We start from the raw sequence: 15,104 nt of genomic DNA on the forward strand, positions 1-15,104 counted from the left end.
GCGTCGGCGGGCGGCTCAGCCGAAGAAGACGCCGACCTCCTCGTACAGCTTCGGGTCGACCGTCTTCAGCTTGGCCGTGGCCTCCGCGATCGGGACCCGGACGATGTCCGTGCCGCGCAGGGCGACCATCTTGCCGAAGTCGCCGTCGCGGACGGCCTCGATGGCGTGCAGACCGAAACGGGTGGCGAGCCAGCGGTCGAAGGCACTGGGCGTGCCGCCGCGCTGGACGTGGCCGAGGACCGTGGTGCGGGCCTCCTTGCCGGTGCGCCTCTCGATCTCCTTGGCCAGCCACTCCCCGACACCGGAGAGCCGGACGTGTCCGAAGGAGTCGAGCGTGCCGTCCTTCAGCACCGCGTCGCCGTCCTTGGGCATGGCGCCCTCGGCGACGACCACGATCGGGGCGTACGAGGCCTTGAAGCGTGACGTGACCCAGGCGCAGACCTGGTCGACGTCGAAGCGCTGTTCGGGGATGAGGATGACGTTCGCGCCGCCCGCGAGCCCGGAGTGGATGGCGATCCAGCCGGCGTGACGGCCCATCACCTCGACGACGAGGACGCGCATGTGCGACTCGGCGGTCGTGTGCAGGCGGTCGATCGCCTCCGTCGCGATGCCGACCGCCGTGTCGAAGCCGAAGGTGTAGTCGGTGGCGGACAGGTCGTTGTCGATGGTCTTCGGTACGCCGATGACCTGGATGCCGTACTCGTCGTGGAGGCGGGCGGCCACGCCCAGGGTGTCCTCGCCGCCGATCGCGATGAGCGCCTCGACCTCCTGCTTGGCGAGGTTCTCCTTGATGCGCCGGATGCCGTTCTCCTGCTTGAGCGGATTCGTCCGCGAGGAGCCGAGGATGGTGCCGCCACGCGGCAGGATGCCGCGTACGGCGGGGATGTCGAGCCGGACGGTGTCGTTCTCGAGCGGTCCGCGCCAGCCGTCCCGGAAGCCGACGAAGTCGTAGTCGTACTCCTGCACGCCCTTGCGGACGACGCCCCGGATGACGGCGTTGAGTCCGGGGCAGTCGCCGCCTCCGGTCAGTACTCCGACCCGCATGGAAAAGTCCCTTCGCCGCGATTGCCTGACGGGACTCACGCTAATAGTGATCCAGGTCACTTCGTCATGGGGCGGAAGGGCAATTCCGTTGAATTGTGCGGGTGTTGATCACTCGTCATTCACTCGATGGTGGACAACACCGGGTTTACGCCTCGTCGAGACCACGTTCTATGGCATAGCGGACCAGCTCCACCCGGTTGTGCAGCTGGAGCTTGCCCAGGGTGTTCTGCACATGGTTCTGGACCGTGCGGTGGGAGATGACCAGCCGCTCGGCGATCTGCTTGTAGCTCAGGCCCTTCGCCACCAGACGGAGCACCTCGGTCTCACGGTCGGTCAGCTGCGGGGCCTTGGGCTCCCCCGCGCCCGCGGCCGGGGCGGGCTCGGAGGCGAGCCTGCGGTACTCGCCGAGGACCAGACCCGCGAGACCGGGGGTGAACACCGGGTCGCCGACCGCCGTACGGCGCACCGCGTCGGTCAGCTCCTCCGTGGACGCCGACTTCAGCAGGTATCCGGTCGCCCCGGACTTCACCGCCTCCAGGACGTCGGCGTGCTCACCGCTGGCCGACAGCACGAGGACGCGCAGCGCGGGGTTGGCTCCGACCAGTTCCTTGCAGACCTGGACACCGGGCTTGGCCGGCAGGTTCAGGTCGAGCACGAGAACGTCCGGGCCGACGGCCCGCGCACGCCGCACCGCCTGCTCGCCGTCGCCCGCCGTGGCCACCACGGCGAACCCGGCCGCGGCGAGATCACGGGCCACGGCGTCGCGCCACATGGGGTGGTCGTCCACCACCATGACCTTGATCGGGTCCTCACCCACCTGCTGCTCCACCTCCGCCGTGTCCGCCATGTCCTCCATGTGCGTGATGTCTGTCATCACTGCTCCGCCTTCCCCCGTCAGACCTTCGGTACCTTCAGCTCGACCTCGGTGCCCTGGCCCGGGACCGAGATCAGTTCGGCCGCGCCGCCCAGCTCGCGCAGCCGGCCGCGGATCGACAGGGCCACACCGAGCCGCCCCTCCCCCTCGGCCTGCGCGAGCCGTCCCTCCGGGATGCCGGGGCCGTCGTCGCGCACGGTGACGATCACCGTGTCCGGCTCGTCCTCGACCAGGATCCACGCGCGGGCGCTCTCCCCGACGTGTCTGCGCACGTTGTCCAGCGCGGCCCCGACGGCCGCGGCCAGCTCCCGGGCGGCCACCGGGGTCAACGGCACCGGGGCGCCCGGCTCGGAGAGCGTCACGCGCGCGGTGGCGTACGGGGCGAGCAGCACGCGCAGATCGACGGGGCGCCCGTCGTCGTCCGGCTCCTCGACGGCGCGTACGACCGCGCCGAGCGCGGCGTCCTCGGACACCCGCGAGACGGGCAGCAGGCCGCCGGAGACCAGCGTGCGCAGCGCCACCTCCTGCTCGCCGGCCATCCGGCCCAGCTCCGCGGCCTCGCCGCCGAGGGCGCTGCCGCGCCGCTGCACCATGGCGAGGACCTGCAGGACCCCGTCGTGGATGTCCCGGGCGAGGCGCTCGCGTTCGCGGGTGGCGGCCTCGATCTCCAGGGCGCGGGCGAGGGTGAGCTCGGAGGCGCGGGCGACCTCGACGACGTAGCCGATGGCGATGGACGCGACCCAGACGAGGATCACGTTGTGGACGGTGTCGCGGGTGGGGGCGCCGCGCTCGACGAGGTTGGCGCCCGCGACGAGGGTGGAGGCGAAGGCCGCCCAGCGCCAGCCGCCCTTGATGGCGAAGGCCAGGACGGAGCCCGCGGTCCATATCGACGGGAGCGTGGGGCCGCCGTCCATGATGCTGTGGCGGGTGACGGCGACCGGCGTGAGCAGGATGCCGGTGAGCGCCACGGCCAGGTCGACGGCGAGGAAGCGCTTCGTGCAGTTCGCCGCGTTCGCGACCCTGGGGAGGGTCGCCAGGGTCCAGACGAACAGGACGGCGTAGTAGCCGACGGCCACCCAGGGGTGGGCGAACCTGCTGGTCGCGGTGACGAAGAGCCCGATCGCGTACAACATCGTCAGCACGCGGTACGCGGAGAGCGCACGCCACAGCGGCAGCTCGACCGACATCCTCATGACTCTCTCGCGCTTGGCCATGCCCCCCCACCCCACCGCCCCGACGAACGCGTCTAGGAGTCGCCCGCCCGTCCCTCTTCGGTCTCGACCGCCTTCGCGGCCTCCTTCTGCGCCTGTTCGGCTTCCTTCTGTGCCTGCTTCTCGGCCTTCGCCGCGTCCGCGATCTGCCGCTTGGCGGCGGTCGCGTAGACGTCGACGTACTCCTGGCCGGAGAGCTTCATGATCTCGTACATGACCTCGTCGGTCACCGCGCGCAGCACGAAGCGGTCGTGCTCCATGCCCGCGTACCGGCCGAAGTCGAGCGGCTTGCCGATCCGGATGCCCGGACGCATCAGCTTGGGCATCACCTTGCCCGGCGGCTGGATCTTCTCGGTGTCGATCATGGCGACCGGGATGACCGGCGCGCCGGTGGCGAGGGCCACGCGCGCGAGGCCGCCCGGCTTGCCCCTGTACAGGCGTCCGTCGGGCGAGCGGGTGCCCTCCGGGTAGATGCCGAACAGCTCACCGCGCTCGATGACGTCGATACCGCTCTTGACCGCCGCCTCGCCCGCGCCGCGCGCGCCGGAGCGGTCCACCGGGAGCTGGCCCACACCCTTGAAGAACGCGGCGGTCAGCCTGCCCTTGACGCCGGGCGTCGTGAAGTACTCGGCCTTCGCGATGAAGGTCACCTTGCGGTCGAGGACCGCGGGCAGGAAGAACGAGTCCGAGAACGACAGGTGATTGCTTGCCAGGATGGCGGGGCCCTCGGCGGGAATGTTCTCGAGGCCTTCCACCCAGGGCCTGAAGGCGAGCTTCAGCGGCCCCCCGATGGAAAACTTCATGGCGCCGTAGATCAACCGAATGCCTCCTGTGTCGTAGCTCAGACCTTATCCCGGAGGACTGTCAAAGGACCCGACGACCCTGGTCGGTGTCAGTGCGGTCGCGTACGGTGAAGTACGCCCGGATCTCCCGGGGTCGTGTTCCGCCTCCGTTCGGGTCGCCCGTCTTGTTCCGGTCCGCCCGCCTGCCTTGTCCCGTTCCGCCCGTCCTGACGAACAGGAGACCGAAGGTGCCGGTCCTTCCTGGAGCCGAGCCGTTCCGCCACGAGGGCGGAGAGGTCGGCGTCCTCCTCTGCCACGGTTTCACCGGGTCACCCCAGTCGCTGCGCCCCTGGGCCGAGTTCCTCGCCGAGCGCGGCCTGACCGTCGCGCTCCCGCTGCTGCCCGGACACGGCACGCGCTGGGAGGACATGCAGCTCACCGGCTGGCAGGACTGGTACGCGGAGGTGGACCGCGAACTGCGCGCCCTGCGGGAACGCTGCACCCGGGTGTTCGTCCTCGGTCTCTCCCTGGGCGGCGCGTTGGCCCTGCGGCTGGCGGCGAAGCACGGGGACGAGGTGAGCGGCGTCGTCGTCGTCAACCCGGCGAACAAGGTGCACGGGGCGGCCGCGTACGCCCTCCCCGTGCTCCGTCACTTCGTACCGACCGTGGGCGGCATCGCGAGCGACATCGCCAAGGAGGGTGTCACGGAACTGGGCTACGACCGGGTGCCCCTGCGGGCCGCGCACTCCATGCGGAACTTCTACCGGATCGTCGACGGGGAGCTGCCCCAGGTCACCCAGCCGCTCCTGCTGCTGCGCAGCCCGCAGGACCACGTGGTGCCGCCGGTGGACTCGGCCCGTGTGCTGGGCCGGGTGTCCTCCACGGACGTGACGGAGATCCTACTGGAACAGAGCTACCACGTGGCGACGTTGGACCATGACGCGGACCGGGTCTTCGAGGAGAGCTACTCGTTCATCGGCCGGCTCGCGCCCGGCGTCGGCGAGCGGTCCGGCGCGGTTCAGGCGGGTCAGCAGGAAGGGACGGCCACTGGTGGCTGAGCAGGACGCGGAGCGCGGCGAGCCCGACGAGAAGGGCGTGCCCGTCAGCGGGCCCCCGGGGGACGAGCAGAGCGTGCCGTTCGACGAGGACGCCGCGTGGCAGGCGATCGTCGAGGGGTACGGCGACGAGCCGAAGGACCCGCCCGGAGCGAAACCGTTCAAGTCGATCGAGGACCTGGCCCTCCTCGATCCCGAGACGAACGGCACCCCCACAGGTCGCGGGGGCAGGTCCGGGCAGCGGGCCAAGGGCGACGCGGACGACACCGAGAAGGCCGAGAAGTCCGACAAAGAAGACGAGGCAGACAAGGCCGACGGGAGCGACAAGGGCGGGGACGGGCCCTCCGCGGCCCAGGCTCTCGGCAGTTCCGTCTCCTTCGCGCCCGGCGTCGGCGGCCCGCGCGACTATCGGGCGGCGGAGCCCGCCGAGGAGGACTTCGACGAGGACGACGAGGGTCATTTCGTGCCGCCCGAGCCGCCTCCGCTGCCGGCCGCCGACGCCACGGCCAAGTTCGCCTGGCTCGCCGTCATCGGCGGTCCGATCGTGCTCCTGCTGGCCGTCCTGCTCGGCTGGGACATGACCTGGTGGCTCGCCACCGTGGGCATCGGCGGCTTCCTCGGCGGCTTCGCCACCCTCGTGATGCGGATGAACCCCGACGACGAGGACGAGGGCGATCCTGGGCGGGGCGCGGTGGTCTGAGCCCGTCCCAGGACCGCGCCTCCCGGGACGGGCGTCTCCGGCTCGACATGTCAGGGCGGACGTCCTCAGTACCGGCGTCCCAGAACCGGCGTCTCAGGACGCCGGCACTCTGAGAGCGGCCAGCACGGGCAGGTGGTCCGTGGCCGCTCTCAGGTCCGTCTCCGTCACGCCGGGGTGGCCCAGGGGCACCCCGCATCCCAGGACCTCGATGCCTTTCGTCGCGAAGACCGCGTCGATACGGCGGTGCGGCGCGTCGCGGATCCAGGTGTGCTCGGCGCCCCAGGGGCTGGTCGCCCAGCCGTCCTGGAGGGAGGCCGCGAGGCGCTCGAAGGTGCGGCCGTCGGGGCGGTCGTTGAGGTCACCGCCCGCCACGACGTGCGGTGTGCCGAGGGCGGCGACGCGGTCCAGGAGCATGTCGCCCTGCTCGTGACGCTCGTCCGCGTCGAGCGACAGGTGGCAGCTCAGGACGCCCAGGCGAGCGCCGCCGAAGCGGACGACGGCCGTGGCGAAGCCCCGGCGGAACTGGCCGGGGGTGAGCGGGAGCAGGACGTCCTCGGTGCGTTCGACGGTGGCCCGCAGGGAGCACAGGAGTGCGGGGCCGGCCGCCGGGGCGCCACCGGACAGGATCATCTGGCCGGAGGCCGCCGCGAGACGGGCCAGCTTCTTGCGCCAGCGGAAGAAGCGGGGGGCTTCCTGGATCAGGACCAGGTCCGGCGCGCAGGCGCTGATCACGCGCGCGAGGGCGTCGGTGTCGTCGCGCATCGAGCGGATGTTGTAACTGAGCACCCGGATCACGGCGGAGCCGTCGGGTTCGGTGTGGGAAGGGGGCAGCGGGGTCGTCGCCATGCTGATCAAGATACGGGGGCGCTCCACCGGGTGGGGGGAAAATCGCGGTCGGCCCGGTTCCAGGGTGCGGGTGGGTCGTGGCTGGGCACGCAGCTCCCCGCGCCCCCCATCGAGGTACGGCGCCGCGCCGCGCCCCTGAGACGGGTCCCTCGGCTGCCGTCCGCGCGCGACAGACCCGCCGCACCACGACAGCCACCCGCAGGAAAACCCCGCGGGCGGCCCGGCTCTCCTGTGCGGAGGACCTCCTGGCCGGCCACGCGGTCCCTGTAGGTGGGCCCCCGCCCGAAGCGCTCACCGCACGACAGCGCCCGCCGGCTTCGTGGGGCGCGGCGGGCGATGTCGGGTGACTGTGTGTGGCGTGGGCGTCACATGATCGGGTCGGGCTCCCGGGCCAGGTCCGCCGCGCCCACGAGACCGGCCTTGTTGCCGAGCTGGGCGGCGATCACATCGGCCACGGGGCGCCAGTTGCCTCCGACGAGCCAGCGCTTGTACGACTTACGGATGGGGTCGAGAACCAGCTCGCCCTCGTCCGACAGTCCGCCGCCGACGATGAAGGCCGACGGGTCGAAGAGCGAGGCGAGGTCGGCGAGACCGGCGCCGGCCCAGCGGGCCAGCTCCCGGTAGGAGTCCACCGCCACCGGGTCGCCCTGCCGCGCCGCCATCGAGATGTGCTTGCCCTCGATGCCGTCGGGGTTGCCGTCGCCCAGCGCGAGCAGGATCTCGGCGTGCTCGGGGGTCGCGTTGGCGCGCTGCTTGGCGTAGCGGACGAGGGCGCGGCCGGAGGCGTACTGCTCCCAGCAGCCCTGCGAGCCGCAGCCGCACAGCAAACCGTCCGGCACCATCCGGATGTGGCCGAACTCGGCGGCGACGCCGAAGTGCCCGCGGCGCAGCTTGTTGCCGATGATGATGCCGCCGCCGAGGCCCGTGCCCAGCGTGATGCAGATGACGTTCCGGTGGCCCTTGCCCGCGCCGAACTTGTACTCGCCCCACGCCGCCGCGTTCGCGTCGTTCTCCACCACGACCGGCAGCCCGACGCGCGCTTCGACCTCGGCCTTGAGCGGCTCCTGCCGCCAGTCGATGTTGGGCGCGAAGTACACCGTCGAGCGCTGGCGGTTCACGTATCCGGCCGCACCGATGCCCACGCCGACGATGTCGTGGCCCGCGCGCGCGCCCTCGACGGCGGCGGCGATGGCGTCCACGATGGCCTGCGGCGTGGTGGGGGTCGGCACCTTGTGGGTCGAGAGAATGTTGCCTTCCTCGTCGACCACACCGGCCGCGATCTTCGTGCCGCCGATATCGACGCCGATGGTGAGTCCCATGAATCCCTCAGTTTCGGTCGAGCCCCGCTACGGCCAACCGTACCCGAGCGGCCTTTAGTCCAAGTCAATCCGCTCCCCCGGACCGGTGCCCTCGTCGCGAGGGCCGGTGTCCCGGGTCGTCCAGCGCCGTTCCTGTGCCTCGACGGCCGAGCGGTACGCGGCGAGCAGCTCGGAGCCCGCGGCGGCGAGGTGGTCGAAGACGGCGGGGTTGCGTTCTATGACCGGTTCCACGGCCGCCCTGGCCTGCTGCACGACCTGGTTGACCATCTGCTGGGCGGTGCCGGAGGCGATCGCTCCGAACAGCGGTGAGTTCAGTCCGGACAGCTTGTCGGCGACCGCGTCGACGAGCTTGCGCAGCTCCTCGGAGGCGGAACCGGGCGGTGGTCCGTACTGGGTGCGGCGGCGGGCCTTCTCCGCCGCGAGATCCTCGGCGCACGCCTTCGCCCAGGCGTCGGCGTCGCTGACGCGCGCTTCGTCCACCGTCTCGTGCTGAGCGGCGTCGGACGTGGTGCGCTCTTCGCTCATGGCGGACTCCTGCCTACGTTTCCTCCCTTCGACGTTACCCGAACAGCGGTACCCGGTTCACCGTGTGCGCGGCCACAGATCCGGGTCCGGCGCGAAACGGATCCGCAGTTCTCCCTCGCGCAGCGCCGCTCCGTCCACGCCGCAGCGGCGCAGCGCGGACGGCAGCGGCAGGATCCGGCGGAACTGCCCCACGGTGACGACCAGTTCGTCGCCCCTGCGGATCAGGTCCAGTTCCTCGCGTATCGCGCCGGGGAGCGGGATGTGCCACACGAGGACGCCGTCGTCGGCGAGGTGGTCGCGGACGGGCCACTCGACCGGGGGTGGCGTTTCGTTGACACCGGGCAGCGGGAGCGCGGCGAGGTCGTCGGTGCCGCGCGGGTCGCGGCCCAGGTGCGGGATCTCGTGGACGGTGTACGCCTCCCGCCACTCGTCGAGCGCCTTGCGCTGCTGGGCGGCGAGGGCGCCCAGCCAGGCGTCCGGGCTGGCCGCGGGCAGTACGCGGTTGGCGAGCAGCGTCTCGACGCGCAGGCCCCGCAGGGCGAGGCCGGTGACGGCGGTGCGCGCGGCGTCGCTGCCGGCCGGTCCGGGCTCGGCTACCACCCGTACGGTCGTGGCGCGGTCCTCGACGACCGCTTCCACGGCGGCCAGCTCGACGTCCCAGCGTGCCGCCGTCTCGTACAGCCACTCGGCGGGCATCGGGACGCCTGCGAGTCGGCCGAGGACGGGCCGCAGGGCCCGGGCGGCCTGGCGTTCCGCGGGGAGCAGGCGGCGCAGGTAGCGGCGGAGCTCCTCGGGGAGCGCGAGCAGCGCGAGGGCCTGCGGGGTCGGGGGGAGGTCGACGACCAGGAGGTCGTAGGTGTCCGAGGTCGCCGCGTCGCGCAGGGCGCGCAGCAGGGCCAGCTCCTCCGCGCCGGGCAGGGGGGTGAGCTCCTCGGGGTCCAGCCGGGCGGCGCCGAGCAGGTCGAGGGCGGTGGTCGCGCGGTCCTGGAAGGCGGTGAGGTCCTCGCGGAAGCGTTCTGTCGCGTCGGGACGCCAGGTGGTGAGGCCGGGGGCGGCTTCGGTGGGGTCCGCGCCCGTGCGGGTGCCGAGCGCGGCTCCGAGGGTGTCGGTGCGGTCGGCGCTCAGCAGCAGGGTGCGGGTGCCCTCACCCGCGGCCTGCAGCGCGGTGGCCGCCGCGAGGGTCGTACGGCCGGTGCCGCCGGAGCCGGTGATCAGGATGGTGCGCATGGGAGGAAACGCTACCCGCGCCGGGCGTCCCCGCCGCCCCGCCCCGTCGCCGGTCCGCTCCCGGAGGCCGTGACCCGATCCCGTCCGTCTCCGTGCGGACAGGGGTCTGCCCGCCGAGGGACCGGGGTGGGTCCGCCGAGGGACCGGACCGGCTCGTGTACGGACGACCGGAGGGTGCCCGGCCGCCGGACGGGGTCAGCCCGCGTCGCCCGACTCGACCCGCTTCTTCAGGCCCGCCAGGGCGCGGTCGATGATGACCTTCTCGGCCTTGCGCTTGATCATGCCCAGCATCGGGATCTTGACGTCGACCGTCAGCCGGTAGGTGACCTCGGTGGCGCCGGTGCCCGCGGGCTTGAGGAGGTACGAGCCGTCCAGGGAGCGCAGCATCTGGGACTTGACCAGGGTCCAGGAGACCTCGTGGTCGCCGGTCCAGGTGTACCCCAGGGTCTGGTCGTCCTTGATCGCGCCGGCGTCCATGACGAGCCGTACCTGCTCGGCGCGGCCCTGCCCGTCCGTGCCGAGCACCTCGGCCTCCTTGACCTCGCCGGTCCAGTCCGGGTAGCGGGCGAAGTCGGCGATGACCGCCATGACGTCAGCCGGTGCCGCCTCGATCGTGATGCTCGAGCTGGTGTGTTCAGCCATCGCCGTGGCTCCTCCAGGTGCGGTCCGGTGAGGGAGGGTGGTGCGCACGTGTGTGCAGCGTGAAGGCTACCGCGCGCCGACCGAACCATCGTCACCCCACCTGGGGTTCACCATTCCAGCGCCCAGGGCCTCCCCGACCCGGCGAAGTGCCCGACGTTCACGCACTCCGTCGCGCCGATCCTCATCCGCCGGACGAGTGGCTGGTGGACGTGGCCGAAGAGCGCGTAGCGGGGGCGCGTGCGGCGGATCGCGTCGAGCAGGGCGCGGGACCCGCGTTCGAAGCGGCGCGCCACCGTGTCGTACACCAGATCGGGTACATCCGGCGGGATGTGGGTGCAGAGCACGTCGACCTCGCCGACCGCCTCGATCTTCGCCGCGTACTCCTCGTCGCTGATCTCGTAGGGCGTCCGCATGGGGGTGCGCAGGCCGCCGCCGACGAAGCCGAAGACCCGGCCGCCGATCTCCACCCGCTCGCCGTCGAGGACGGTGGTGCCGGGTCCGGCGTACTCCGCCCACAACGGAGGCATGTCGACATTGCCGTAGGTGGCGTACGTCGGCGTCGGGAACGCGGCGAACAGCTCGGCGTACTGCTTGCGCACCGCCTTCTCGATGACCGCGAGGCGGTCCGTCCCCACGCCGGCCCACAGCCGTGCCCCGAACTCGCGCGCCTCCGTGAAGCGGCGGGCGGTGCGCAGCTCGACCAGCCTGTCGGCGTTCTCCGTGCCGAAGAGGTCGGGGAAGATGCCCCGCGAGTGGTCGGCGTAGTCGAGGAAGAGCACCAGGTCACCGAGGCAGATCAGGGCGTCGGCGCCGTCGCCGGCCCGGGCGAGGTCACGCGCGTTGCCGTGCACGTCACTCACCACATGAATGCGCGTCCTGCGGTTGCCGCCTGGTGTGGGTGCCATGGCGATCAAGCGTAGGCCTGTGCGGCAAACGTGAACAGAGGCGGTCGGACCTGCGGTTACTGGCACGCCGAGAAGAGCGTGGACTACTGTGCGCGAAGGAACGCCAACCTGTGTGACGCAGGGAACATCTCGCCGGGACCCCCTATCTAAACAGGCGTACCGGTGGGTAACGTCCGGGCAGTCCAGTCGTACTCAGGATTTCAACAACGATGGTCCCGAGTACCTGCCCGAGCCTTGGACCGCACCGTCGCATCACACAGAGTCGTGGCGCCGGCGCCCTATGAGGAGCAGCAGTCTTGCGCGAGTTCAGCCTTCCGGCTTTGTACGAGGTCCCTGCGGACGGAAACCTGACCGACATCGTCCGCAGAAACGCCGCGCAGCATCCCGACGTAGCCGTCATCGCCCGCAAGGTGGGCGGCATGTGGACGGACGTCACCGCCACCGTGTTCCTCGCGGAGGTACGGGCCGCTGCCAAGGGCCTGATCGCCTCGGGTGTGCAGCCCGGCGACCGGGTCGCTCTGATGTCCCGTACGCGTTACGAGTGGACGCTGCTCGACTTCGCCATCTGGAGCGCGGGCGCCGTCACCGTGCCGGTGTACGAGACCAGCTCGGCGGAGCAGGTGCAGTGGATACTCGGCGACTCGGGTGCGACCGCCTGCATCGTCGAGCTGCCGGCGCACGCGGCCTCCGTGGAGTCGGTGCGCGAGCGACTGCCCGCCCTCGAGCACGTCTGGCAGATCGAGGCCGGCGGGGTGGAGGAGCTGGGCCGTGCCGGCCAGGACGTCGCCGACGCCGCCGTCGAGGAGCGCAGCTCGCTGGCCAAGGCCGACGACCCGGCGACCATCGTCTACACGAGCGGCACGACCGGCCGTCCGAAGGGCTGTGTGCTCACCCACCGCGCCTTCTTCGCCGAGTGCGGCAACATCGTGGAGCGGCTGCGTCCGCTGTTCCGTACGGGCGAGTGCTCCGTGCTGCTGTTCCTCCCCCTCGCCCATGTCTTCGGACGTCTCGTGCAGGTCGCGCCGATGATGGCGCCGATCAAGCTGGGCTGCGTCCCGGACATCAAGAACCTCACCGACGAGCTGGCCGCCTTCCGGCCGACGCTGATCCTCGGTGTGCCGCGTGTCTTCGAGAAGGTCTACAACTCGGCGCGCGCCAAGGCGCAGGCGGACGGCAAGGGCAAGATCTTCGACAAGGCCGCGGACACCGCGATCGCGTACAGCCGCGCGCTGGACACCCCGTCCGGCCCCTCGCTCGGCCTGAAGATCAAGTACAAGACCTTCGACAAGCTGGTCTACAGCAAGCTGCGTGCCGTACTGGGCGGTCGCGGCGAGTACGCCATCTCCGGCGGCGCCCCGCTCGGCGAGCGGCTCGGGCACTTCTTCCGCGGTATCGGCTTCACGGTCCTGGAGGGCTACGGTCTGACCGAGTCCTGCGCGGCCACCGCCTTCAATCCCTGGGACCGGACGAAGATCGGCACGGTCGGCCAGCCGCTGCCGGGCTCCGTGATCCGCATCGCGGACGACGGCGAGGTGCTGCTGCACGGCGAGCACCTGTTCAAGGGGTACTGGAACAACGAGGCGGCCACCGCGGAGGCGCTGGCCGACGGCTGGTTCCACACGGGCGACATCGGCACCCTCGACGAGGACGGCTACCTCCGGATCACCGGCCGCAAGAAGGAGATCATCGTCACCGCGGGCGGCAAGAACGTCGCCCCGGCCGTGATCGAGGACCGCATCCGGGCGCACGCGCTGGTCGCGGAGTGCATGGTGGTCGGCGACGGACGCCCGTTCGTCGGCGCGCTGATCACCGTCGACGAGGAGTTCCTGGGCCGCTGGTGCGCGGAGCACGGCAAACCGGCGGGTTCCACCGCGGCGTCGCTGCGTGACGACCCGGATCTCGTACGGACGATCCAGGACGCGGTCGACGACGGCAACGCCGCGGTGTCGAAGGCGGAATCGGTGCGGAAGTTCCGCATTCTGTCCTCCCAGTTCAGCGAGGAGTCGGGCCACCTGACGCCGTCCCTGAAGCTCAAGCGCAACGTGGTGGCGAAGGACTACGCGGACGAGATCGAGGCGATCTACCGGGGGTGACCCCGGCGCGTCCGCCTCAGGCGTACGGCTCTACGGCTCTCATGGCGCGGTGTCCTCGGCGAGGATCCGCGCCATGCCGCGTTCCGCGAGCGCGGTGATCGTCACGAACGGGTTGACCCCGATCGAGCCCGGCACCAGCGAGCCGTCGGTGATGTACAGGTGCGGATAGCCCTTCACCCGGCCGTAGTTGTCGGTCGCCCTGCCCAGCACGCAGCCGCCGAGCGGGTGGTAGCAGAAGTCGTCGGCGAAGGTCTTGTTGCCGCCGAAGAGGTCGTAGCGGTAGATCGTCGCGTTGGCCGCGTTGATCCGGTCGAAGAGCTTCTTGGCCATGCTCACCGAGACCGCGCTCTGGGCCGCGGTCCAGCCGAGCTTCGCGGAGTCCGTTGCGGCGTCGTAGGTGAAGGACGCGCGCTCGGGGTTCTTGGTGATCGCCAGGTAGAGGCTGATCCAGTGTTCCAACCCCATGGGCAGCGGGGCGATTTCGGCGAAGACGGGGTTGGAGGTGTTCGCCCAGTCGTCGATCCCCATCACGGGCATCGTGGACTGGTTGGCCCCGACGGTGTCCCAGATGTGGTTGGCGCGGCCGGTCATGACGTTGCCGTTGGTCCCCCAGCCCGTTCCCACGCTGGCGTCCAGGGCGGGCAGGGCGCCCGTCTCCCGGGCCCGGACCAGGAGTTCGGTGGTGCCGAGGCTGCCGCCGCCCAGGAAGAGGTACGTGCAGCTGTACTGCTTGGTCTCCACCACCGCGCCGGTGATGTCGATCCGGTCGGCGGTCAGGGTGTACGTCCCGTCGGCGGCGCGCTGGACGGCCCGGACCCGCTCCAGGGTGTGGATGGTGACGTTGCCGGTGCCGAGCGCGGCGGCGAGGTACGTCTTGTCGAGGCTCTTCTTGCCGTAGTTGTTGCCGTAGATGACCTCTCCCGCGAGCGCCGACTTGGTGGCGGTGCCGGCCGCCTCCCGCTGCATGTAGGAGAAGTCGTAGACGTTCGGCACGAACGTGGTCTTCAGGCCGGCGTTCGCCGCGGCCTTGCGGGAGGTCCGGGTGAACTTGTACCACTCGGTGGACTCGAACCAGGTGGGGTCGACCGTGTTGACACCGAGCATGGTGCGGGCGCGCGGGAAGTAGGTGTTGTACATCTCCGTGGCGTCCACGCCGGGGAACTGCTCGGAGAAGTACGACTGCGGGGGTGTGACGGCCATGCCGCCGTTGACCAGCGAGCCGCCGCCGACGCCGCGGCCGACGTAGACGGACATGTGGTCGTAGTGGACGCGGTCCAGGACCCCCGGGTACCGGCCGATGTCCTTGTTGACGAGGTCCAGCCACAGGAACGTGGCGAGCGGGGCCTCGGTGCGGGTGCGGAACCACATGGAGCGCTGGTCGGGGGCGCTGGTGGAGCAGAAGATCTTGCCGTCGGAGCCCGCGGTGTTCCAGAGCCTGCCCATCTCGATGACGAGCGTGCGGATGCCGGCCTGGCCGAGGCGGAGGGCGGCCACGGCGGCACCGTAGCCGGAACCGATCACGATCGCGGGGGCGTTGTCGACGGCGGCGGGTTCGGCGGCGTGCGCCGACTGGAGACCGATGCGGGTGAGACCGGCGGTGGCGGCCGTCTGAAGGGCGACCATGCCCAGGATTTGACGTCTTGTCAGGTGACGGTTAGTCATCTGATGATGGGTCAGATTTTCTGTCATGTGCGCAGCATCGGCGGATTATTGGCTTCCGCCTAGGGGCTTTGCCGGGATTTCAGGGGGGGGCGGGGTGGGGGCTGCCGTGCGCCGGAGCACGCGGGTGCGTCGTGGTTGATCGCGCGGTTCCCCGCACCCCTGGGAAGCCGGTGCCGACCGTCGTGAGCGAGTGCGGGTCCGTGGTGGGGTCCGCGCAGG

Annotated in this window: 14 protein-coding genes; 3 read left to right on the top strand and 11 right to left on the bottom strand. The window is 71.1% G+C overall.

Annotated features, from left to right (window positions below; genetic code table 11):
- Positions 1–15: 15 nt before the first annotated feature.
- From ABZV34_RS28480 to ABZV34_RS28495, 4 genes are all read right to left on the bottom strand, one after another.
- The gene (locus tag ABZV34_RS28480) at positions 16–1,044 is read right to left on the bottom strand and encodes a 6-phosphofructokinase (RefSeq protein WP_356282557.1); all 1,029 of its coding nucleotides are present in this window, start codon (positions 1,042–1,044) and stop codon (positions 16–18) included.
- A gap of 145 nt (positions 1,045–1,189) precedes the next feature.
- A complete protein-coding gene (locus ABZV34_RS28485) occupies positions 1,190–1,891 on the bottom strand; it encodes a response regulator transcription factor (protein ID WP_356282639.1) in 702 nt (233 codons plus the stop codon).
- 47 nt (positions 1,892–1,938) lie between these two features.
- Positions 1,939–3,132 (bottom strand): DUF5931 domain-containing protein, encoded by a 1,194-nt coding sequence (locus ABZV34_RS28490; protein ID WP_356282560.1) that lies wholly within the window; start codon positions 3,130–3,132, stop codon positions 1,939–1,941.
- Positions 3,133–3,164: 32 nt separating this feature from the next.
- Complete coding sequence (locus ABZV34_RS28495) at positions 3,165–3,932, bottom strand: lysophospholipid acyltransferase family protein (protein ID WP_356282563.1); 768 nt, start codon at positions 3,930–3,932, stop codon at positions 3,165–3,167.
- A gap of 227 nt (positions 3,933–4,159) precedes the next feature.
- Here ABZV34_RS28495 and ABZV34_RS28500 point away from each other — a divergent pair, with 227 nt between their 5' ends.
- Both ABZV34_RS28500 and ABZV34_RS28505 read left to right on the top strand, forming a co-directional pair.
- Positions 4,160–4,969, top strand: coding sequence for an alpha/beta fold hydrolase (locus ABZV34_RS28500; protein WP_356282565.1), 810 nt, complete (start codon positions 4,160–4,162; stop codon positions 4,967–4,969).
- Positions 4,962–5,666, top strand: coding sequence for a hypothetical protein (locus tag ABZV34_RS28505; RefSeq protein ID WP_356282567.1), 705 nt, complete (start codon positions 4,962–4,964; stop codon positions 5,664–5,666). Before ABZV34_RS28500 ends, ABZV34_RS28505 begins: the two co-directional genes overlap by 8 nt.
- 93 nt (positions 5,667–5,759) lie before the next feature.
- Here ABZV34_RS28505 and ABZV34_RS28510 read toward each other — a convergent pair whose 3' ends face one another.
- The 6 genes from ABZV34_RS28510 to ABZV34_RS28535 all read right to left on the bottom strand — a co-directional run bounded on the left by ABZV34_RS28510 (position 5,760) and on the right by ABZV34_RS28535 (position 11,130).
- Entirely contained in the window at positions 5,760–6,512 is a 753-nt protein-coding gene (locus tag ABZV34_RS28510; RefSeq protein WP_356282570.1) for an endonuclease/exonuclease/phosphatase family protein, read from the bottom strand.
- 365 nt (positions 6,513–6,877) lie between these two features.
- Complete coding sequence (locus ABZV34_RS28515; RefSeq protein ID WP_168527731.1) at positions 6,878–7,831, bottom strand: ROK family glucokinase; 954 nt, start codon at positions 7,829–7,831, stop codon at positions 6,878–6,880.
- 54 nt (positions 7,832–7,885) lie between these two features.
- Positions 7,886–8,356, bottom strand: coding sequence for a DUF5304 domain-containing protein (locus tag ABZV34_RS28520; RefSeq protein WP_356282573.1), 471 nt, complete (start codon positions 8,354–8,356; stop codon positions 7,886–7,888).
- Positions 8,357–8,413: 57 nt separating this feature from the next.
- Positions 8,414–9,583, bottom strand: a complete 1,170-nt coding sequence (locus ABZV34_RS28525) for an ArsA-related P-loop ATPase (RefSeq protein ID WP_356282576.1) — start codon at positions 9,581–9,583, stop codon at positions 8,414–8,416.
- Between the two features lie 195 nt (positions 9,584–9,778).
- Positions 9,779–10,225 (bottom strand): SRPBCC family protein, encoded by a 447-nt coding sequence (locus ABZV34_RS28530; protein WP_351725067.1) that lies wholly within the window; start codon positions 10,223–10,225, stop codon positions 9,779–9,781.
- Positions 10,226–10,332: 107 nt separating this feature from the next.
- Entirely contained in the window at positions 10,333–11,130 is a 798-nt protein-coding gene (locus tag ABZV34_RS28535) for a metallophosphoesterase (protein WP_356282579.1), read from the bottom strand.
- A gap of 296 nt (positions 11,131–11,426) precedes the next feature.
- Between ABZV34_RS28535 and ABZV34_RS28540 the strand changes: the two genes are divergently transcribed.
- Positions 11,427–13,223, top strand: a complete 1,797-nt coding sequence (locus ABZV34_RS28540; RefSeq protein ID WP_356282582.1) for an AMP-binding protein — start codon at positions 11,427–11,429, stop codon at positions 13,221–13,223.
- A 39-nt stretch (positions 13,224–13,262) separates the two neighbouring features.
- On the opposite strand, the gene ABZV34_RS28545 is transcribed toward ABZV34_RS28540, so the two are convergent.
- Positions 13,263–14,846 carry a GMC oxidoreductase gene (locus ABZV34_RS28545; RefSeq protein WP_356282585.1) on the bottom strand — a complete coding sequence of 528 codons (1,584 nt, stop codon included), beginning with the start codon at positions 14,844–14,846 and terminating at the stop codon, positions 13,263–13,265.
- Between the last annotated feature and the right edge of the window lie 258 nt (positions 14,847–15,104).

This window comes from Streptomyces sp. NPDC005195 (assembly GCF_040608315.1).
GTDB classification, from domain to species: domain Bacteria; phylum Actinomycetota; class Actinomycetes; order Streptomycetales; family Streptomycetaceae; genus Streptomyces; species Streptomyces kaempferi.